This is a genomic window from Pseudarthrobacter sp. TE3704 (assembly GCF_056279405.1).
In genome coordinates this window covers 24214-41166 of sequence record NZ_JBWCCJ010000006.1, presented here as the reverse complement: position 1 = coordinate 41166, position 16953 = coordinate 24214, and the positions used below count along the sequence as shown (strand labels likewise).

Annotated in this window: 19 protein-coding genes; 13 read left to right on the top strand and 6 right to left on the bottom strand. The window is 66.5% G+C overall.

What is annotated here, in order from left to right; genetic code table 11:
* Window positions 1-2 precede the first annotated feature (2 nt).
* From hisB to ACZ9BC_RS16325, 6 genes are read left to right on the top strand one after another with little or no spacing between them, the layout of a single operon-like run.
* Entirely contained in the window at window positions 3-629 is a 627-nt protein-coding gene (gene hisB, locus ACZ9BC_RS16350; RefSeq protein ID WP_275727779.1) for an imidazoleglycerol-phosphate dehydratase HisB, read from the top strand.
* Entirely contained in the window at window positions 626-1414 is a 789-nt protein-coding gene (gene hisH, locus ACZ9BC_RS16345) for an imidazole glycerol phosphate synthase subunit HisH (RefSeq protein WP_476246850.1), read from the top strand. Before hisB ends, hisH begins: the two co-directional genes overlap by 4 nt.
* Window positions 1415-1576, top strand: coding sequence for a hypothetical protein (locus ACZ9BC_RS16340; protein WP_181884810.1), 162 nt, complete (start codon window positions 1415-1417; stop codon window positions 1574-1576).
* Between the two features lie 38 nt (window positions 1577-1614).
* Window positions 1615-2361: a bifunctional 1-(5-phosphoribosyl)-5-((5-phosphoribosylamino)methylideneamino)imidazole-4-carboxamide isomerase/phosphoribosylanthranilate isomerase PriA gene (gene priA, locus ACZ9BC_RS16335; protein WP_079595466.1), complete on the top strand. Its 747-nt coding sequence runs from the start codon at window positions 1615-1617 to the stop codon at window positions 2359-2361.
* A gap of 27 nt (window positions 2362-2388) precedes the next feature.
* Window positions 2389-3264: an SseB family protein gene (locus tag ACZ9BC_RS16330; protein ID WP_476246849.1), complete on the top strand. Its 876-nt coding sequence runs from the start codon at window positions 2389-2391 to the stop codon at window positions 3262-3264.
* A gap of 56 nt (window positions 3265-3320) precedes the next feature.
* Complete coding sequence (locus ACZ9BC_RS16325) at window positions 3321-4610, top strand: MFS transporter (protein WP_476246848.1); 1290 nt, start codon at window positions 3321-3323, stop codon at window positions 4608-4610.
* Between the two features lie 172 nt (window positions 4611-4782).
* On the opposite strand, the gene ACZ9BC_RS16320 is transcribed toward ACZ9BC_RS16325, so the two are convergent.
* Window positions 4783-5169, bottom strand: coding sequence for a DUF1844 domain-containing protein (locus ACZ9BC_RS16320; RefSeq protein ID WP_079595872.1), 387 nt, complete (start codon window positions 5167-5169; stop codon window positions 4783-4785).
* Window positions 5170-5559: 390 nt separating this feature from the next.
* Here ACZ9BC_RS16320 and infC point away from each other — a divergent pair, with 390 nt between their 5' ends.
* The 4 genes from infC to ACZ9BC_RS16300 all read left to right on the top strand — a co-directional run bounded on the left by infC (window position 5560) and on the right by ACZ9BC_RS16300 (window position 8345).
* Entirely contained in the window at window positions 5560-6552 is a 993-nt protein-coding gene (gene infC / locus ACZ9BC_RS16315) for a translation initiation factor IF-3 (protein ID WP_476246847.1), read from the top strand.
* Between the two features lie 118 nt (window positions 6553-6670).
* Entirely contained in the window at window positions 6671-6865 is a 195-nt protein-coding gene (gene rpmI, locus ACZ9BC_RS16310; RefSeq protein WP_009358635.1) for a 50S ribosomal protein L35, read from the top strand.
* Between the two features lie 118 nt (window positions 6866-6983).
* Window positions 6984-7370, top strand: a complete 387-nt coding sequence (gene rplT / locus ACZ9BC_RS16305) for a 50S ribosomal protein L20 (RefSeq protein WP_050055645.1) — start codon at window positions 6984-6986, stop codon at window positions 7368-7370.
* Window positions 7371-7433: 63 nt separating this feature from the next.
* Complete coding sequence (locus tag ACZ9BC_RS16300) at window positions 7434-8345, top strand: TrmH family RNA methyltransferase (RefSeq protein WP_476246846.1); 912 nt, start codon at window positions 7434-7436, stop codon at window positions 8343-8345.
* 87 nt (window positions 8346-8432) lie between these two features.
* On the opposite strand, the gene ACZ9BC_RS16295 is transcribed toward ACZ9BC_RS16300, so the two are convergent.
* Window positions 8433-8708: a GlsB/YeaQ/YmgE family stress response membrane protein gene (locus ACZ9BC_RS16295; RefSeq protein WP_009358633.1), complete on the bottom strand. Its 276-nt coding sequence runs from the start codon at window positions 8706-8708 to the stop codon at window positions 8433-8435.
* Between the two features lie 204 nt (window positions 8709-8912).
* Entirely contained in the window at window positions 8913-10121 is a 1209-nt protein-coding gene (locus tag ACZ9BC_RS16290) for an MFS transporter (protein ID WP_079595462.1), read from the bottom strand.
* Window positions 10122-10283: 162 nt separating this feature from the next.
* On the opposite strand from ACZ9BC_RS16290, the gene ACZ9BC_RS16285 reads away from it, so the two are divergent.
* Window positions 10284-10745, top strand: coding sequence for a (deoxy)nucleoside triphosphate pyrophosphohydrolase (locus ACZ9BC_RS16285; protein ID WP_476246845.1), 462 nt, complete (start codon window positions 10284-10286; stop codon window positions 10743-10745).
* Here ACZ9BC_RS16285 and ACZ9BC_RS16280 read toward each other — a convergent pair.
* The 3 genes from ACZ9BC_RS16280 to ACZ9BC_RS16270 are packed head-to-tail and all read right to left on the bottom strand — an operon-like array spanning window position 10742 to window position 13142.
* A complete protein-coding gene (locus ACZ9BC_RS16280) occupies window positions 10742-11860 on the bottom strand; it encodes an Rv2578c family radical SAM protein (protein WP_476246844.1) in 1119 nt (372 codons plus the stop codon). The two genes, ACZ9BC_RS16285 and ACZ9BC_RS16280, sit on opposite strands and share 4 nt — an antisense overlap.
* A gap of 32 nt (window positions 11861-11892) precedes the next feature.
* The gene (locus tag ACZ9BC_RS16275; RefSeq protein ID WP_476246843.1) at window positions 11893-12579 is read right to left on the bottom strand and encodes an SIMPL domain-containing protein; all 687 of its coding nucleotides are present in this window, start codon (window positions 12577-12579) and stop codon (window positions 11893-11895) included.
* Window positions 12580-12581: 2 nt separating this feature from the next.
* Window positions 12582-13142 carry a hypothetical protein gene (locus ACZ9BC_RS16270; protein WP_476246842.1) on the bottom strand — a complete coding sequence of 187 codons (561 nt, stop codon included), beginning with the start codon at window positions 13140-13142 and terminating at the stop codon, window positions 12582-12584.
* Between the two features lie 199 nt (window positions 13143-13341).
* Between ACZ9BC_RS16270 and pheS the strand changes: the two genes are divergently transcribed.
* Entirely contained in the window at window positions 13342-14403 is a 1062-nt protein-coding gene (gene pheS / locus ACZ9BC_RS16265) for a phenylalanine--tRNA ligase subunit alpha (protein ID WP_476246841.1), read from the top strand.
* Window positions 14404-14405: 2 nt separating this feature from the next.
* Entirely contained in the window at window positions 14406-16949 is a 2544-nt protein-coding gene (gene pheT / locus ACZ9BC_RS16260) for a phenylalanine--tRNA ligase subunit beta (protein WP_476246840.1), read from the top strand.
* Window positions 16950-16953: the final 4 nt, after the last annotated feature.

Below are 16953 nucleotides of genomic sequence, written 5' to 3'. Positions count from 1 at the left end.
CCATGAGTTCCACCGGTTCGAACGCGGCCGCCTCCCGGACTGCGCGCATGGAGCGTGCCACCAGCGAGTCGTCCGTGCTCGTGGAAATCAACCTCGACGGCACCGGCATCTCGGACATCGACACGTCCGTGCCGTTCTACGACCACATGCTCACGGCGCTGTGCAAGCACTCGCTCATCGACATGACGGTGAAGGCCACCGGCGACATCCACATCGATGTCCACCACACCGTGGAAGACGTCGCCATCACCTTCGGTGAGGTGCTGCGGACCGCCCTGGGCAACAAGGCCGGGATCCGCCGGTTCGGCGAAGCCACCGTTCCCCTGGACGAAGCGCTGGCCCATGCCGTCGTGGACGTTTCCGGGCGGCCCTACCTGGTGCACGGCGGCGAGCCGGCCGGTCAGGAGTACCACCTCATCGGCGGCCACTTCACAGGCTCCCTGACCCGGCACGTCTTCGAAGCCATCACGCTGCACGCAGGGATCTGCCTGCACATGAACGTGATCGCGGGCCGCGACCCGCACCACATCGTGGAAGCGCAGTTCAAGGCGTTCGCCCGGGCGCTGCGCGCTGCCGTGGAGCCGGATCCCCGCGTTGAAGGCATCCCGTCCACCAAGGGCGCGCTGTGAGCGGCCAGGTCCTGAAAGACGGGGCCATCATCGATCCCTCTGCGTCCCGGAAGCTGCCCTCGCCGGAGGGAAAGCCCACGGTCACCGTCCTGGACTATGGCTCGGGCAACGTCCGGTCGGCCGTGCGCGCCCTGGAACGGGCCGGTGCCGAGGTGGTCCTCAGCGCGAAGCCCGAGGATGTCCTGAACGCCGACGGCCTGGTGGTCCCCGGCGTCGGCGCCTTTGAAACCGTCATGCGGGAACTCAAGGCCGTGGACGGCATCCGCCTTATCGGCAGGCGGGTTGCCGGCGGCCGCCCGGTCCTCGGTATCTGCGTTGGCCTCCAGGTGCTTTTCGAGGCCGGCGTCGAACATGGCACCGAGGCCGAAGGAATCGGGGAGTGGCCCGGGAAAGTCGAGCTCCTGCCGGCGGACGTGGTGCCGCACATGGGCTGGAACACGGTGAAGGTGCCGGAGGGCTCCAAGCTCTTCGCCGGGGTTGAAAACGAGCGGTTTTACTTTGTGCACTCCTATGGAGTGCAGGAATGGAACTTCGACGTCATCCAGCCGCGGATGGCGGCGCCCTTGGTCACCTGGTCGGAGCATGGCGCCCCGTTCATCGCGGCGGTCGAAAACGGCCCGCTCTGTGCCACGCAGTTCCACCCGGAGAAGTCCGGCGATGCCGGTTCCCGGCTGCTGCGGAACTGGGTGGAGGCCCTGCACCGACCCGCTGCCGGCGGCAATGCCCCGGCTGCGGAGAATCCGGCCACCGGCGACACTTCAGAGCCGGCCGGCGGCAACGCCTAGATGCTGTGGTCCGTTGTCCTGATGGCCCTCGCCGGCCTGCTGGTGGGCGGTGCCCTGTCCTTCCGGCAGCAGCACAAGCCACTCTGGACCCAAATATCGTTTTACGTCCTGGCAGGCATGGCTTTGCTTGCCGCCTACCTGCTGACGCTGCCGGCCAACTGACGGCCCGGCCCGCCCTGCCCCAACCCTGAAGGATGAAGATGACCACCGCTAACGATCTGCCGGTTCTTGAACTGCTGCCCGCCGTCGACGTCGTGAACGGGCAGGCCGTCCGGCTGGTCCAGGGCGAAGCAGGCAGCGAAACGAGTTACGGCACTCCGCTGGAGGCCGCGTTGAACTGGCAGCAGCAGGGCGCGGAATGGGTGCACCTGGTGGATCTGGATGCCGCTTTTGGCCGGGGATCCAACGCTGAACTGCTCCGGGAAGTGGTGGGCCGGCTGGACATCAACGTGGAACTCTCCGGAGGGCTGCGCGATGACGAAACCCTCGAAGCTGCCCTGGACCTCGGCGTTGCCCGCGTAAACCTGGGCACCGCCGCCCTGGAAAATCCTGACTGGACCCGCCGGGCCATCGACCGCTTCGGCGACAAGATCGCCGTCGGCCTGGACGTCCGCGGGACCACCCTTGCCGGCCGCGGCTGGACCAAGGAAGGCGGGGACCTCTGGGAGGTCCTGGGCCGCCTTGAAGAGGCAGGCTGCTCCAGGTATGTCGTCACCGACGTTACCAAGGACGGCACGCTCCAGGGTCCCAACGTCGAACTCCTGCGCCAGATGGTGGAGAAGACGGGCAAGCCCGTCGTGGCCTCCGGCGGCATCTCCAGCCTGGACGACCTGAAGGTCCTGCGTTCGCTCGTGCCGCTCGGGGTCGAAGGCGCAATCGTAGGCAAGGCGCTGTACGCCGGGGCCTTCACACTTCCCGAAGCCCTCGACGTCGCCGGCCGCCGCTAGGGCCCTCCCTAAGGAATCAGTCGCAGCATGGCCAACCACGAAGCACCCGCACCGCGCCAACTTCCGGGGCACATCGCGGCAGCACTGGCAGGAGCGGGAGGTGCCACTGACTCCGCGGGCCAACCATGGGCGGGCCGCAGCCTCGCGGGCGACGACGCCAAGATCCACAACTTCGAGGACGACGACGGAACGGCCGACGCCCGTTACCTCGCCGCCCTCGCGGACCTCCGGGCAGGAACAGCGGACGAAGCAGCCGTCGTCGCTTCCCTGGCCACGGCTCGGGTCTTCATTCCCATCGTTGCCCAGCTCGCCGAAGAAGGGGAATCCGTCCACGGCCTGCACGCGGACAAGCAGGCGGACATGGCTTTGGTCACCCTGAAAGCCGCAGACGGCCGGACCGCCATGCCCGCGTTCACCTCGGCTGCGGCGCTGGCCAGCTGGCATCCGGACGCCCGGCCGGTAGCCGTCTATGCAGCCCGTGCTGCCTTGTCTGCGGTGGCTGAGGGCGCCGAACTCCTGGTTTTGGATCCCGGGGCCGAGGTCACCTTTGTGGTCCGCCGGCCTGCGGTGTGGGCCCTTGCCCAGCAGCAGGACTGGACTCCCTCCTACATGGATGGGGAACTTGCGGCGGAAATGGGCCGGGCCGCGGCGGATTTTCCCGCTGTCCGGCGCATCGAGCTGTTGCCCGGCGGGGGAGTGGCGTCCCGTGCGGCCGGTGGGTCCGTCATGCCGGGCGGAGGAGCCGGACCCGAGCTGCAGGTGGTGCTTTACCTCGAAGACGGCCTGGACGCGGCAGGGGTTCAGCAATTGGTGGCGGGACTCCAGGCCCAGTGGGCACGGAATGTATTGTTTGGGGAGCGGGTCGACTCAATCGAGATCAAGTTGCGGCGCGCAGCACAGTAGCCGGCAGCCGTGCGGGGTGACCCCCGGTCCGCTGCGGCAGACGTAAGGATCACCTCGTGAATTTCGCTCTCTACCGGGAGTTGCTCGCCGTCCGGCCCATCCGGCGTTTGCTCCTTGTGGGCATGGTTGCCCGTATCCCGCATTCAGCTGCCGGAGTCCTGCTGACCCTCCACATTGTCCTGACCCTCGGCGAGGGATATGCCGCCGCCGGCGCGGCAGCGGCCGTCATGACCATCGGCATCGCCCTTGGTGCCCCCTGGCGGGGCCGGCGCGTGGACACCGCCGGCCTGCGACGGGCCCTGATTCCGTCCGTCATCTCTGAGACGGTGATCTGGTCCATCGTTCCGCACGTGTCCTACCAGTGGCTCCTGCCGCTGGTATTCGTGGGCGGCCTGCTCACCCTGCCCATCTTCAGCGTGGTCCGGCAGTCCTTGGGGGTGCTGGCCGACGGCGACCAGCGGCGTACCGCGTTCGCCCTCGACGCCATCACCACCGAGATGGTGTTCATGATCGGCCCGGCCGCGGGCGCAGTGGTCGCCACCAGCGGCTACACCACCGCAGGCCTGACGGTGGTGGGCGTCTCCACGTCACTGGCCGGACTCTTCCTGATCTGGTTCAATCCGCCCACCCGCAGCCCGGAACAGAGCGCGGAGTGTGCCGCTGACCAGCGCCATGCCGCGGAAGTCGTCGTCGTGTCCTCCGCCCCGGCCCACGTGCAGGAGGCGGCAGCCGAGCTGGTACCGGCCGGAGCCACGGCGACGCCCGGACTCCGCAGCAAGGTGGCCCGCAACTTCGCCTGGTTCACCGCCACCGTGGCCGCGCTTTTTGCCGTGGCGGCTGGCGCCGGAATGGTGCTCAGCGGCACCGACGTGGGTATCGTGGCAGCCCTGGAAACCGGCGGGCGCCAGAGCGAAATCGGCATTGTCTTCCTGTTCTGGTGCGCCGCGTCAGTGGTGGGCGGGCTTGTCTACGGCGCCATGCACCGGCCCGTCGCGCCGATTGTCCTGCTGCTCGGCATGGCGGCGCTGACCATCCCCATGGGATTCGCCCACGACACCTGGACGCTGGCCCTGTTCTCGATCCTGCCGGGACTCCTGTGTGCTCCGGTGCTGTCCTCAGCCTCCGAGAAAGTGGCGGACCTGGTATCCGAGGAGCGCCGCGGGGAGGCCATGGGCTGGTATGGCTCGGCGCTGACCGCCGGGGTTGCCCTGGGCGCGCCGCTCGCCGGGATCTTCATCGACGGCATGGGTCCGTCCGGCGGGTTCGTGTCCGTGGGGGTTGCGGGCGTCCTGCTGTGCCTCGTTGGCCTGGTTCTCCAGCTCCGCCGCCGCAGGGTGGCCGCCTGACCTTCCCAGCCCACGGCTGCTGTGGGTCAACGGATGGAGTTCCGCCTCACCGGAAGTGGGGCAGTAGGCCTGTGCCAACGACGACGGCGGGCCGACCCCTCGAGGTCGGCCCGCCGTCGTCGTGGCTGCTTCGGCCTTAAGGCGTCAGTCAGCCGGTGTCATTACGTTGATATCAGTTGACGGCGCCGGTGTACTTCTCGCCCGGGCCCTTCCCGGGGGCATCCGGGATCAGGGATTCTTCGCGGAAGGCAAGCTGGAGCGAACGCAGTCCGTCGCGCAAGGGTCCTGCATGCTGGGAGCCGATCTCGGGCGCAGCTGCGGTCACCAGGCCTGCCAGCGCAGTGATCAGTTTCCGGGCCTCGTCCAGGTCCTTCAGTTCCTCGGCGTTGTCCTCCGCGGCAAGCCCGAGCTTGACGGCTGCGGCGCTCATCAGGTGGACGGCGGCGGTGGTGATGACCTCAATGGCCGGTACCTCGGAAATGTCGCGGATCTGCTGGGAGACATCGCCGCTGGCGTCGGCGGACTCGAAAACGTATGAATTACTGTCTGGGGTGCTCATACTGGTAAGCTTGACACAGACCAACTGGATGTCGTTATTTCAGAGACAAGGTTCCCACCGGCGCTTCGCTGCGTTGACGGGAATTTTTTCTGTAGAATGGCATGCAGTTTGCAAGCGGAGTTCTCTCCCACCCGCGTCAGCCGCTGTTCCGAGTGTTCTCCTTGAACATCTCCGGGACGCAAGGTTGCCGGGTACCTGGTTGGGCAAGGCGCCGGCGTTCGCCGGGGACCTTGCATGCTGTCCTTTCGCGGGACCGGCATCACCAACCGTTCAGAGGCCTTCGATTGCTCCGGCAGTTGGGGGCCTTCTCTATTTGCCGGATTCCACAACAAAAACAGGAGCTTTAACATTAGCGAGCCAAGAATCAATGAGCGTATCCGCGTCCCCGAGGTGCGGCTGGTCGGCCCTGCAGGTGAACAGGTAGGCATCGTCCGTATTGAGGATGCCCTGCGTCTGGCTGCCGAGTCCGACCTTGATCTCGTTGAAGTTGCACCTCAGGCGAAGCCTCCGGTGTGCAAGCTGATGGACTTCGGCAAGTACAAGTACGAGGCCGCGGTCAAGGCACGTGAAGCCCGGAAGAACCAGACGAACACCGTTCTGAAGGAAATCCGCTTCCGCCTGAAAATCGATACCCACGACTACGAGACCAAGCGCGGACATGCACTGCGCTTCCTCGGCGCCGGGGACAAGGTCAAGGCCATGATCCAGTTCCGCGGCCGTGAGCAGCAGCGTCCGGAAATGGGCATCCGCCTGCTCCAGCGCTTCGCCGACGACGTCGCCGAAGTTGGTGTGGTGGAGTCCAGCCCCCGCATCGACGGCCGCAACATGGTCATGGTGGTGGGCCCGCTGAAGAACAAGGCTGAAGCCAAGGCCGAGGCACGCCGTGCAACGCAGCGTGCCGAAGCGAAGGCGCAGAACGAAGCCAAGGCGTCCGGACGCATCGATGTTTCCGGTGACGAGCAGGCCCCCCTGACGCAGTCCCTGGCGGACCTGCTGCCTGAGGGTTTCACCGTCTCCACGGAACCCGAAGCACCGGCCGAGGCCCCCGAGCAGACGCCGGCACCCGCCGTCGAGCCTGCCGCAGCCGAAGCCCCCGCGAAGGTCGCCGAAGCTCCCAAGCAGGAAGCTCCCAAGGCTGCCGCGCCGGCTCCCAAGCAGGAAGCCCCGAAGCAGGAAGCTCCCAAGCAGGAAGCCCCCAAGGCTGCCGCGCCGGCTCCCAAGCCTGTGGCGGATAAGCCCGCAGCTGCCCCGGCAACTGCGGCGCCCAAGCCTGCAGCAGTTCCTGCTCCGCCGAAGCCGGTGGCCAGGCCTGCTGCGCCGAAGCCCGCAGCGCGTCCTGCCCCCAAGGCAGTGCCGAAGCCGGCAGGTAAGAAGACCACTTAGTTCACAGCTGCCGGAGGTTCCGCCCTCCGGCAGTCAGCAACCAGCATGCCGCCCGCAGGGGCGGCTGCGCGATGAAGCTGCAGGCATAGCCTGCGGATACGTAAGGAGATCGGTTCCCATGCCGAAGATGAAGACCCACAGCGGTGCTAAGAAGCGCTTCAAGCTGACCGGCAGCGGCAAGCTGCGCCGCCAGCAGGCCAACCGCCGCCACTACCTGGAGCACAAGTCCTCCCGGCTGACCCGTCGCCTTGCCGGCGACAAGATCGTCTTCAAGGGCGACGCCAAGGTCATCCGGAAGATGCTCGGCATCTAATTTCCAAGTCCTTTGACTGACAGCCGCCTGGTTGTCAGTCACCTGCCAAACAGCCTTCTCAGGCCGCCGGGAAACCGGCAGTAGATGCTTGGGATCAGATTTTCGAAGGAGTACGCACGTGGCACGTGTGAAGAGGGCGGTCAACGCCCACAAGAAGCGCCGGGTTATCCTTGAACGCGCAAAGGGCTACCGTGGACAGCGTTCACGCCTGTACCGCAAGGCCAAAGAGCAGCTGCTGCACTCGTTTGTGTACAGCTACGGTGACCGCAAGAAGAAGAAGGGCGACTTCCGCCGCCTGTGGATCCAGCGCATCAACGCGGCTTCCCGCGCCAACGGCCTGACCTACAACCGCCTCATCCAGGGCCTGAAGGCCGCTGAGGTTGAGGTTGACCGCCGCATGCTGGCCGAGCTGGCCGTCTCCGACGCCAACGCTTTCGCCGCGCTGGTCCAGGTTGCCAAGGACTCGCTGCCGGCCGACACCTCCGCCAAGAAGGTTGTTGCCTAGCAACGATGCTCCCCGTGAGGGGCAAGTTCAGGAACGGGTGGCACCAGCCACTACAGTTCTTATATGAACGAAACCGGGCGCCCGCAAGATTTTCCACTCTCCAATCCCCGAGCTGATCGGGTCCGGGATGTGGCGAAACTTGCAGGGCGCCCGGCCCGTTTAAAGCGTGGACAGTTCCTTGCGGAGGGGCCCCAGGCCGTGCGGGAGGCGTTAAAGCTTCACCAGGAGCGCCTCGCCGCGGGGGCCCCGGGAATTGTCACGGAAGTTTTCGCCAGCGAGGCCTGCCTTGACCGGTTTCCGGAGTTCGAGGAACTCGCAGAAGGAACCAACGCCCGGCTGGCCACTGACGAGGTCCTCGCGGCCATGGCGGACACCGTCAACCCGCAGGGCATCATCGCGGTGTGCGGCTTCGTCGATGTGGCGCTGGAGGAAGTGCTCGACGCCGGGCCCCGCCTGATCGCGGTGCTTTGCCAGGTGCGGGACCCAGGAAACGCGGGCACCGTTCTGCGCGCCGCGGACTCCGCAGGGGCTGATGCCGTGGTCCTGACTTCTTCCAGCGTGGACATTTACAACCCCAAGGCCGTGCGGTCGACAGCGGGCTCCCTGTTCCACCTCCCTGTGGTGCTGGGCGCTGACGTTGCCGGGCTCGTGGCAGCCTGCAAGGCCCGGGGAATCGGTGTCCTGGCCGCTGACGGTTACGGGCCGCTGAACCTGGATGCGCTGCAGGACGAAAACGCCCGCCGCCGCCTGACCGGCGCCGGCCCCGAATCCACCTATGACCTGGCGGCACCCACCGCCTGGCTGTTCGGCAACGAGGCGCAAGGGCTCTCCGCGGATGAGCTTGCGCTGGCCGACCATCGGGTCGCCGTCCCGGTGTACGGGGCCGCTGAAAGCCTTAATCTTGGCACTGCTGCCACCGTTTGCCTCTACGCGAGTGCGCGTTCCCAGCACTTGCCTGCTGACGCCACCGCCTAGGCCTTTCGCCGGGCGTGCGGTGGCATGAATAAAGGCCCCGGATTGTCCGGGGCCTTGGTGCCATGAAATTTCAGATAACGGAAAGCATCAGGGTGCGCGGGTGGCTTTTCCGCGTCCGGTGATGGCTCCGTAGATGCCGGCAACGACCAGGCCGCCGACGATAGCGAGAATCCAGGTGCCGAGGTCAAAGAAGGCAAGATCGCCCCTGTTGAACAGGAGGCTGCCGATCCAGCCGCCAACGATGGCGCCCACCACACCCAGAACCAGGCTGGTGACCCAACCGCCGCCGACCCGCCCGGGCATGACCGCTTTAACGATGGCCCCTACAATGAGGCCGAGAATAATCCACGCAAGAAAACCCATGTCTCCTCCTTATGGTTACCGGGATTTAATAGTCCCGATGAGCCTCAAGCTAACATAACGGCACCTTAATGTCAGCAGGCTTACGGCCTGCCCATGACCTCTGCGAAAGCGCCTCGGGCAACCAGATCCTGCTGGCAGCGGGCGGCAAAATAACATGTCGGGCCGCCTGGGTGAGCTCCCGTTTGGTAACGGGTTGGCTCTGAATTACGCGGCCAGCGGCTTCCTGCGTTCCAGGACTCCGCTGACGACGGCGACGCCGAAGCCGAGGATGGCAAGGACGGCACCTACCAGCGCCGGGGCAACGTATCCCCAGCCCAGCGCGATCACGAGCCCGCCGAGGAAAGCACCCAGGGCGTTCGCCACGTTCAGCGCCGCGTGGTTCAGTGACGACGCCAGCGAAGGGGCATCCGGTGAGGCGTCCAGCAGCCTGGTCTGCAGCGCAGGAATCAGCATGGAGCCGGACGCACCCACCACAAACACCATCACGAAGGCTGACCACGGCCACTGGACTGCCACGGCGTAGACCACCAGCGCCACCGCAATGGCCGGGAGCACCTTGTACAGGGTTCCCATGACCGACTTGTCGGCGATCCGTCCGCCCACGATGTTTCCGGCCACCATGCCCAGGCCGTAGAGGGCCACCACCACGGGAATCAGCGACGATGGGATCCCTGCTACCAGGGTCATGGTGTGGGCGATATAGGTGTAGGTGGCGAAGAAACCGCCGAAGCCCACAACGCCGATCAGGATGGCCAGCCACACCTGCAGCCGTTTCAGCGCACCCAGCTCCCTGACGATGCTCGCGTCCGGATGGGCTGGCTGGAAGGGGACGAACCGCCACACCAATGCCAAAGTCAGCAGGCCGATGAAGCCCACCAGGACAAAGAGCAGCCGCCAGCCGTAGGTCTGGCCCAGCCAGGTGGCGAACGGCACACCAATAACGTTGGAGATGCTGAGGCCCGCCATCACCATGGAGATGGCCCAGCCGCGCTTGGAGGGCGGAACCAGGGAAGCGGCGATGACGGCCGCCACTCCGAAGAAGGCCCCGTGCGGCAGTCCGGCGGCAAACCTGGAAACCAGCATGGTCCCGTAGTCGGGGGCGATGAACGACGCCAGGTTGGCCACGGTGAAAAACACCATGAGGCCGAGCGCAAGGTGCTTGCGGGGGAGCCTGGCACCCACCGCGGCAAGCAGGGGCGCTCCAACCACCACCCCCAGGGCGTAGGCGGAAATGAGGTGCCCCGCCTCCGGCGTACTGATCCCCAAACCCTGCTCCACCTCTTTCAGCAGGCCCATCATGGTGAACTCGGTGACACCGATGCCCACGCCGCCCATGGCAAGGGCAATAATGGCCATCGCCAGGTTGCGGGAGGTGGTGGGGGCTGCCGTGGACGTTTGGAGGGCGCTGCTCATGTGCCTGCATTTCGAGGAGGAATTCTGCTGGAAGGAGTGTTGCCACGGCGATGGGGCGGAGGGACCTGGACCCCTGTTCGGAAACCCCTGACCGGTGAGGAGTATTCCCAGTGCCGGGATGAGTTGCCCGGCTGCTCCCATTGTCCCCCATAGAATGATGCGGTGACTGGACTGATACAGGTGGTGGGCGGAGCCGTGGTGGACCGCTTGGCGGAACCGGCCATGTTGCTGGTGGCCCGGCGCAGCGCACCGGAGAAGCTCGCTGGCCTCTGGGAGTTTCCGGGCGGCAAGGTGGAGCCGGGCGAGGACCCGGAAGCGGCCCTGATACGGGAGCTGTCCGAGGAGCTGGGCGTCGCTGTCCGGCTGGGGTCCGAACTTCCGGGGGAGGACGCCTTTGGATGGCCGCTGAATGACCGCGCTGCCATGCGGGTCTGGTTCGCGGAAGTCACGCATGGGGAGCCCACGCCCCTGGAAGACCACGATGAACTGCGCTGGGTGCCGCTGGCGGATCCGGACACGGTCCTGGGCTTGCCCTGGATTCCTGCGGACTTCCCGATTGTCCGGGCGCTGCTGGCAACGCTGGCCGTTCCTGCCGGCCGGACAGCCGGCTGGAGCGGCAGCTAGAACAAAGCTTCCTGGTTTGCCTGTCCTGCTTGTCCCTGAGCCCGGCCTGGCCCCTGGAGAAGGCTGCCGGCCGGAGCTTCCGGAATGATGCCTGCGGGGTATTCAGCTTCCTCAACGCGTGGATCGTCCAGGTCCCGGTGGCTGAATCCCGACGAATGGGAGAAGCCGTGCCGTGCCTTGAAATAGCGGACTTTCCCGGCAAGCCAGGTGCGGTACTCCTTGGACGCGTAGGAGCCCGATTCGTAAAGGCGACGGTAGCGGCCTGCCAGCTCAGGATGGTTGGCCGCAATCCACTTCATGAACCATTCCCGGGTGCCGGGCTTCAAGTACAACGCACCTGCGGTGACCCCCGTAGCCCCCGCGGCAGCCAGGGAAGCGAAGAGCGCATCCAGCGCTTCGTCGCTGTCCGAGAGCCACGGGAGGATGGGCATGGCCATCACGCCGCAGGGAAGGCCGGCCTCGCGAAGCCGGGAAACCAGCTTCAGCCGTGCCCGGGGACCCGGCGTGCCCGGTTCAATAGCCTCGGACAGGGCTTCATTGGTCATGGCCAGCGAGATTCCCAGGCCCACTGGAACCTGGGTGGCAGCGCTTTTCAGCAGCGGGATGTCCCGCGCCAGCAGTGTGCCCTTGGTCAGGATGGACAGGGGTGTACCGGAATCCGCAAGGGCGGAGATGATCCCCGGCATGAGCCGGTACCGGCCCTCCGCACGCTGGTATGGATCCGTGTTGGTGCCGAGTGCCACCTGATGGCGGCCCCAGGACGGTTTGGCAAGTTCCTTGCGGAGTACTTCTGCGGCATTGACCTTGACCACCACCTGGCTGTCGAAGTCCAGGCCGGCGTCGAAGTCCAGGTAGGTGTGGCTCTTGCGTGCGAAGCAGTAGACGCAGGCGTGGCTGCAGCCGCGGTATGGGTTGACCGTCCACTCGAACGGCATGCGGGACCCCGCCGGTACTTTGTTGAGCACCGATTTCGCAGTGACCTCATGGAAAGTGATGCCGGCAAACTCGGGAGTGGTCACCGATCGGACCAGCCCGGCGAGCGGGAGGAGCGCCGGAGCGGGTCCGCTGGTTTCCTCCGCCGGTGCCGGCACCAGTGCTTGTGCGTCCCATCTCATGCCACCTATTCGAAAACATGTTCGAATAAAAGTCAAGGCCATACCTGGCTTGGCGGATCGTCAGCGTGCAGTTCCCAGACCACAGTCACCGCTGTTTCCACCCGGCTTTCCCCGGGTTCAATAGCCAGGCTTTCCACGGCGCTGGCCCGCTGGATCCCGGCCAGCGGCACCGGGCCCTGTGCCGGATTGTGTTCAGTTACCGAAACCACAGGTCCCAAAGTGGCAGACGCCAGGGCGGCAAACTGCCTGGCGGCCCGGAGCGCATCCTGCCACGCCGCCGCGCGCGCCTGCTCCCTGACGGCTGAATCGTCAGAGAGGGTCAACTGCAGGCCGTTAAGCCTGGCGTCGTTGCCGCCCGCGCGGACAGCTTCAGATATGGTGCCGGATGCGGACGCCAGGTCCCGAAGCCGGATGCTTAAAGTGCTGCCGGCAACGTAACCGGCAACCTGCTGGCCTTCGCCCTCGCGCCAGACGAGGTCGGCGCGCACGGTAAGCCCGGTTGACCGGGTGTCGGCGGCAGCAACGCCGGCACTGCGGAAGACGCCGGTCACTGCAGCCAGGGCTTCCCCTGCGCCGGAGTAGGCGGCCGCGACCGAATCGGCGCGGCACTCCACGCCGATGGAGACCAGCATCAGGTCCGGGGCTGCTTCTGCCCAGCCGGTGCCCGTCACCGTGATAGTGCCGGCGCCGCCCTGCCGCTCATGGTTCTCCCTGCCCATGATCAGGCCCCGCTTTCCGGTAAGCGGGCGGGCCGTCGGCGGAGCCTGGACGGCCAGCCCCGTCCCCGCGGAAAGGTGTGCCGGGCAGATTCGAGCAACCTGATTGGAAGAAGGGAGCGGGTGGAACCGGCGGAGGGGTAGCCTCCCGCAACCAGTCCGGCGTGCCGCTCAAAGATATTGGCCGTCCCGGGATTCCCGGTCCGCAGGACGGACCACCCGGCGGCGGCGAGATACAGCGGGATGAACGGAACCCCCAGGCACCAGGCGTACTGGTTGCAGTGCCTTTCCTCATGGCCCAACAGGTCAGGCAAGGACAGCAGATCGTTCGCCGGGTCCCTGCAGAGAACCACGTTTCCCAACGTGAACGCCCGTGCAAAGGGCAGCCGCCACCGATAGCCCGCGGCGAGGATGAGGCCGCGCGGACCCCTGCTGAGGCGGGTGCGGGCGGCAGCTGCGACGGCCACACCCAGCACCGTACTGCCGTTGATGAGGTTCGCGGCCTGCCTCAACCGCTGGGCAGCGGTCAGGGGTGGCAGGGAGCCCGGGCGCTGCCGCAGTGTCATGAGGCCATGGTAGCCGGAGGGTTCAATTAGACTGGAGGGCAGTGGCCGCCGGTTTTGCCGGTGTGCCCTGACCTGGTCATTGAATGAACTGAATTTGAGGGCATTCATCCATGACCTGCCAGTGACGGACGCGCCGCCGGGAGACCGCGCAGGGCTGCTCCGCTCGCCGGCAGCCACGACTCGTAGCTAAGAACAGTAGATGACTGAAACTTTGCCGGGCGCCGCCATTCCGAACCCCACGGATGAAGCCGCCATCAACGCCGCTGTAGACCAGGCCATCACCGCCATTGCCGGTGCGGCCACCCTTGACGAGCTGAAGGCGGTGAGGCTGGCGCACACGGGGGAGAAGTCCCCACTGAGCCTTGCCAACCGTGAAATCGGCAAGCTGCCCAAAGACCAGAAGGCGCTCGCCGGAAAACTCATGGGCGCATCCCGCGGGCGGGTCAACAAGGCGCTCGCCGGCCGCACCGAAGTCCTCGAGGCCGAGAATGACGCACGCATCCTCCTGGAGGAGACCGTGGACGTCACGGCGGCTCCGCGCCGCCGTCGTGCCGGTGCCCGGCACCCGCTCTCCACGCTCCAGGACCGCGTTGCGGACATCTTCGTGGGCATGGGCTGGGAAATCGCCGAAGGCCCCGAGGTGGAATCGGAATGGTTCAACTTCGACGCCCTGAACTTCAAGCCGGACCATCCCGCGCGCGAGATGCAGGACACCTTCTTCGTGGAGCCCCCGGAGGCCCACCTGCTCATGCGCACGCACACCTCACCGGTGCAGGTCCGCTCCATGCTGGAACGCGAGCTGCCCATCTATGTGCTGTGCCCCGGCAAGGTGTTCCGCACCGACGAGCTGGACGCCACCCACACCCCGGTGTTCCACCAGTTCGAGGGCCTGGCCATCGACAGGAACCTGAGCATGGCGGACCTGCGCGGCACCCTGGAGCACTTCGCCCGGCAGATGTTCGGCGACGAAGCCTCCATCCGGCTGCGCCCCAACTACTTTCCGTTCACCGAGCCGTCCGCCGAGCTGGACATCTGGCACCCGGGTGCGAAGGGCGGTCCGCGCTGGATCGAGTGGGGCGGCTGCGGCATGGTCAACCCCAACGTCCTCCGGGCGGCCGGCATCGACCCGGACGTCTATTCAGGTTTTGCCTTCGGCATGGGCATCGAACGCACCCTCATGTTCCGCAACGAGGTGGGCGACATGCGCGACATGATCGAAGGCGATGTACGTTTCAGCGAGCACTTCGGGATGGAGATCTAACAGTGCGTATCCCACTTTCCTGGCTGCGTGAATTCGCAGAGGTACCGGCCGGGGCAACGGCCGAAGACGTGATGGCCGAGCTGGTCAAGGTCGGTTTCGAAGAAGAGGACGTCCACCGTCCCACAGACACCCTGCAGGGGCCCATCGTGGTGGGCCAGGTCCTGAGCCTGGTCAAGGAACCGCAGACCAACGGCAAGACCATCAACTGGTGCCAGGTCCGGGTTGTCCCCGAGGGCAAGGAACAGACCCTCACCGGAGACGGCATTGACCCGTCCGGCGTGCAGGGCATCATCTGCGGCGCCCACAATTTCGTGGAAGGCGACAAAGTGGTGGTCACCCTTCCCGGCGCCGTGCTGCCCGGAAACTTCCACATCTCTGCCCGCAAGACGTACGGCCACCTGTCCGCCGGCATGATCGCTTCGGTGCGCGAGCTGGGCATCGGCGAGGACCACGACGGCATCCTGGTCCTGTCCCGCATCGGACTGGACCCGGAAATCGGCACCGATGCCATGGAGCTCCTGGGCCTCTACGACCAGGCCGCGGAAATCAACGTCACCCCGGACCGCGGCTACGCCTTCTCCATCCGTGGTGTGGCCCGCGAGTACGCGCATGCCACCGGAACAACGTTCACGGACCCGGCCGGCAAGGTCCAGGCCCCGGCTGAACTTTCCGGCGGCTACGGCGTCAAGATCAACGATGACGCACCCATCTACGGCAAGCCGGGCTGCGACCGCTTTGTGGCACGCACAGTCCGCGGCGTGGACGCCACGCGGCCCACCCCGCCGTGGATGGTTTCCCGGTTGCGGCTGGCCGGCGTGCGGTCCATCTCCCTGCCGGTGGACATCTCCAACTACGTCATGTTCGAGCTCGGCCAGCCCACGCACTGCTACGACCTGGACACGCTGTCCGGCGACATCGTGGTCCGCCGTGCCGCAGCCGGCGAGAAAATCACCACCCTGGACAGCAAGGAACGCACCCTTGACGCCGAGGACCTGCTCATCACGGACGACTCCGGCGCCATCGGCATCGCCGGCGTCATGGGCGGGGCGGCCACCGAGGTGAGCGACTCGACGTCGAACATCCTCGTGGAGGCGGCGCACTTCGACGAGGTGTCCATCGCCCGGTCGCGGCGCCGGCACAAGCTGCCCTCCGAAGCCTCGAAGCGGTTCGAACGCGGGGTGGACTGGCAGGTTGCCGGCATCGCCGCGCAGCGTGTGGTGGACCTCCTGGTGGAACTGGGCGACGGCATCGCCGACGAAACCGGCACTGACGTCGGAACCGCTCCGGACACCGTGACCATAGAGCTGCCCGCTGCCTTCGCTGCCGCGAGGATCGGCATCGACTTCACGGAAGAACAGATTGTCACGTCCCTCGAGGACCTGGGCGCGGCAGTGGTGAAGCACGACGGCGGCTGGACCGTTACGGCCCCGAGTTGGCGGAACGACCTTGAGACCAAGGAAGACCTTTCCGAGGAAATTGCGCGCCTGGTGGGTTACGACAACATTCCTGCCACCCTGCCGGTGGCCCCTCCCGGCCGGGGCCTGACCCGCGTGCAGCAGCAGCGCCGCCGCCTGATCCAGGCACTGGCGGACGCCGGCCTCACCGAGGTCCTGTCCTACCCGTTCGTTTCCAAGGCGGCCAACGACACCTTCGGTGTGGCTGAAGGGGGTGCTGCCCGCAGCGCCGTCAAGCTTGCCAACCCGATCAGCGAGGAACAGGGCTTCCTGCGGACGTCCATCCTGCCCGGCCTGATCGAGGTGGCCAAGCGCAACCATTCGCGGGGCTTCCGCGACCTGGCTCTGTTCGAATCCGGGCTGGTGTTCCTGCCCGGCGAGAACCTGGGAACCGCCTCCATCCCGCCGCTTGGTGCCAAGCCCGCCGATGAGGTGCTGGATGCGCTGTACGACGGCGTCCCGGCGCAGCCCTTCCACCTCGCCGCCGTCCTGACCGGCCATGATTCGCCGGCCGCCGCGGAGCACGCCCCGCGTGCGTGGGACTGGGCTGACGCCCTGGACATCGCACGGCTTGCCGGCGACGTCCTGGGTGTTGAGCTCGTTGTCACCCAGGGCAGCCACCAGGCGTTCCATCCAGGCCGTGCGGCCCAGTTGTCGCTGCGCACGGGGGACGTGGTGGGGTACGCAGGCGAACTGCACCCCAAGTTGCTCGCTTCCGCGGACATGCCTGCCCGCTCGGTGGCACTCGAGATCAACGCCGATGCCCTGTTCGAGGCCGCGCCGGACGTGATTGTGGCCCGCCACATCTCGGCCTTCCCGGTAGCCACCCAGGATGTTGCCCTTGTGGTTCCGGCGGATGTGCCGGCGGACGAGGTCCTGGCTGCGCTCCGCGAAGGCGCCGGTGAACTGCTGGAGGACGTTGCACTCTTCGACGTCTACGCAGGCAAGGGCATTGAGGACGGCATGAAGTCGCTGGCCTTCGGGCTGCGGTTCCGTGCTGCGGACCGGACCCTCACGGCGGACGAAGCCTCCGCCGCCCGGGAAAGTGCCGTAGCTCTGGCCGGCGAACGGTTCGGGGCAGTCCAGCGGTAGCAGC

What these genes read in the sequence shown, in the direction of transcription:
- ACZ9BC_RS16295 (WP_009358633.1), bottom strand. Translation starts at nt 8,708, where the DNA reads ATGGGTTTTCTTGCGTGGATTATTCTCGGCCTCATTGTAGGGGCCATC.
- ACZ9BC_RS16270 (WP_476246842.1), bottom strand. Translation starts at nt 13,142, where the DNA reads ATGACACTGCGGCAGCGCCCGGGCTCCCTGCCACCCCTGACCGCTGCC.
- ACZ9BC_RS16275 (WP_476246843.1), bottom strand. Translation starts at nt 12,579, where the DNA reads ATGGGCAGGGAGAACCATGAGCGGCAGGGCGGCGCCGGCACTATCACG.
- priA (WP_079595466.1), top strand. Translation starts at nt 1,615, where the DNA reads ATGACCACCGCTAACGATCTGCCGGTTCTTGAACTGCTGCCCGCCGTC.
- ACZ9BC_RS16300 (WP_476246846.1), top strand. Translation starts at nt 7,434, where the DNA reads ATGAACGAAACCGGGCGCCCGCAAGATTTTCCACTCTCCAATCCCCGA.
- rpmI (WP_009358635.1), top strand. Translation starts at nt 6,671, where the DNA reads ATGCCGAAGATGAAGACCCACAGCGGTGCTAAGAAGCGCTTCAAGCTG.
- ACZ9BC_RS16340 (WP_181884810.1), top strand. Translation starts at nt 1,415, where the DNA reads ATGCTGTGGTCCGTTGTCCTGATGGCCCTCGCCGGCCTGCTGGTGGGC.
- pheS (WP_476246841.1), top strand. Translation starts at nt 13,342, where the DNA reads ATGACTGAAACTTTGCCGGGCGCCGCCATTCCGAACCCCACGGATGAA.
- ACZ9BC_RS16280 (WP_476246844.1), bottom strand. Translation starts at nt 11,860, where the DNA reads ATGAGATGGGACGCACAAGCACTGGTGCCGGCACCGGCGGAGGAAACC.
- ACZ9BC_RS16290 (WP_079595462.1), bottom strand. Translation starts at nt 10,121, where the DNA reads ATGAGCAGCGCCCTCCAAACGTCCACGGCAGCCCCCACCACCTCCCGC.
- ACZ9BC_RS16320 (WP_079595872.1), bottom strand. Translation starts at nt 5,169, where the DNA reads ATGAGCACCCCAGACAGTAATTCATACGTTTTCGAGTCCGCCGACGCC.
- hisB (WP_275727779.1), top strand. Translation starts at nt 3, where the DNA reads ATGAGTTCCACCGGTTCGAACGCGGCCGCCTCCCGGACTGCGCGCATG.
- ACZ9BC_RS16330 (WP_476246849.1), top strand. Translation starts at nt 2,389, where the DNA reads ATGGCCAACCACGAAGCACCCGCACCGCGCCAACTTCCGGGGCACATC.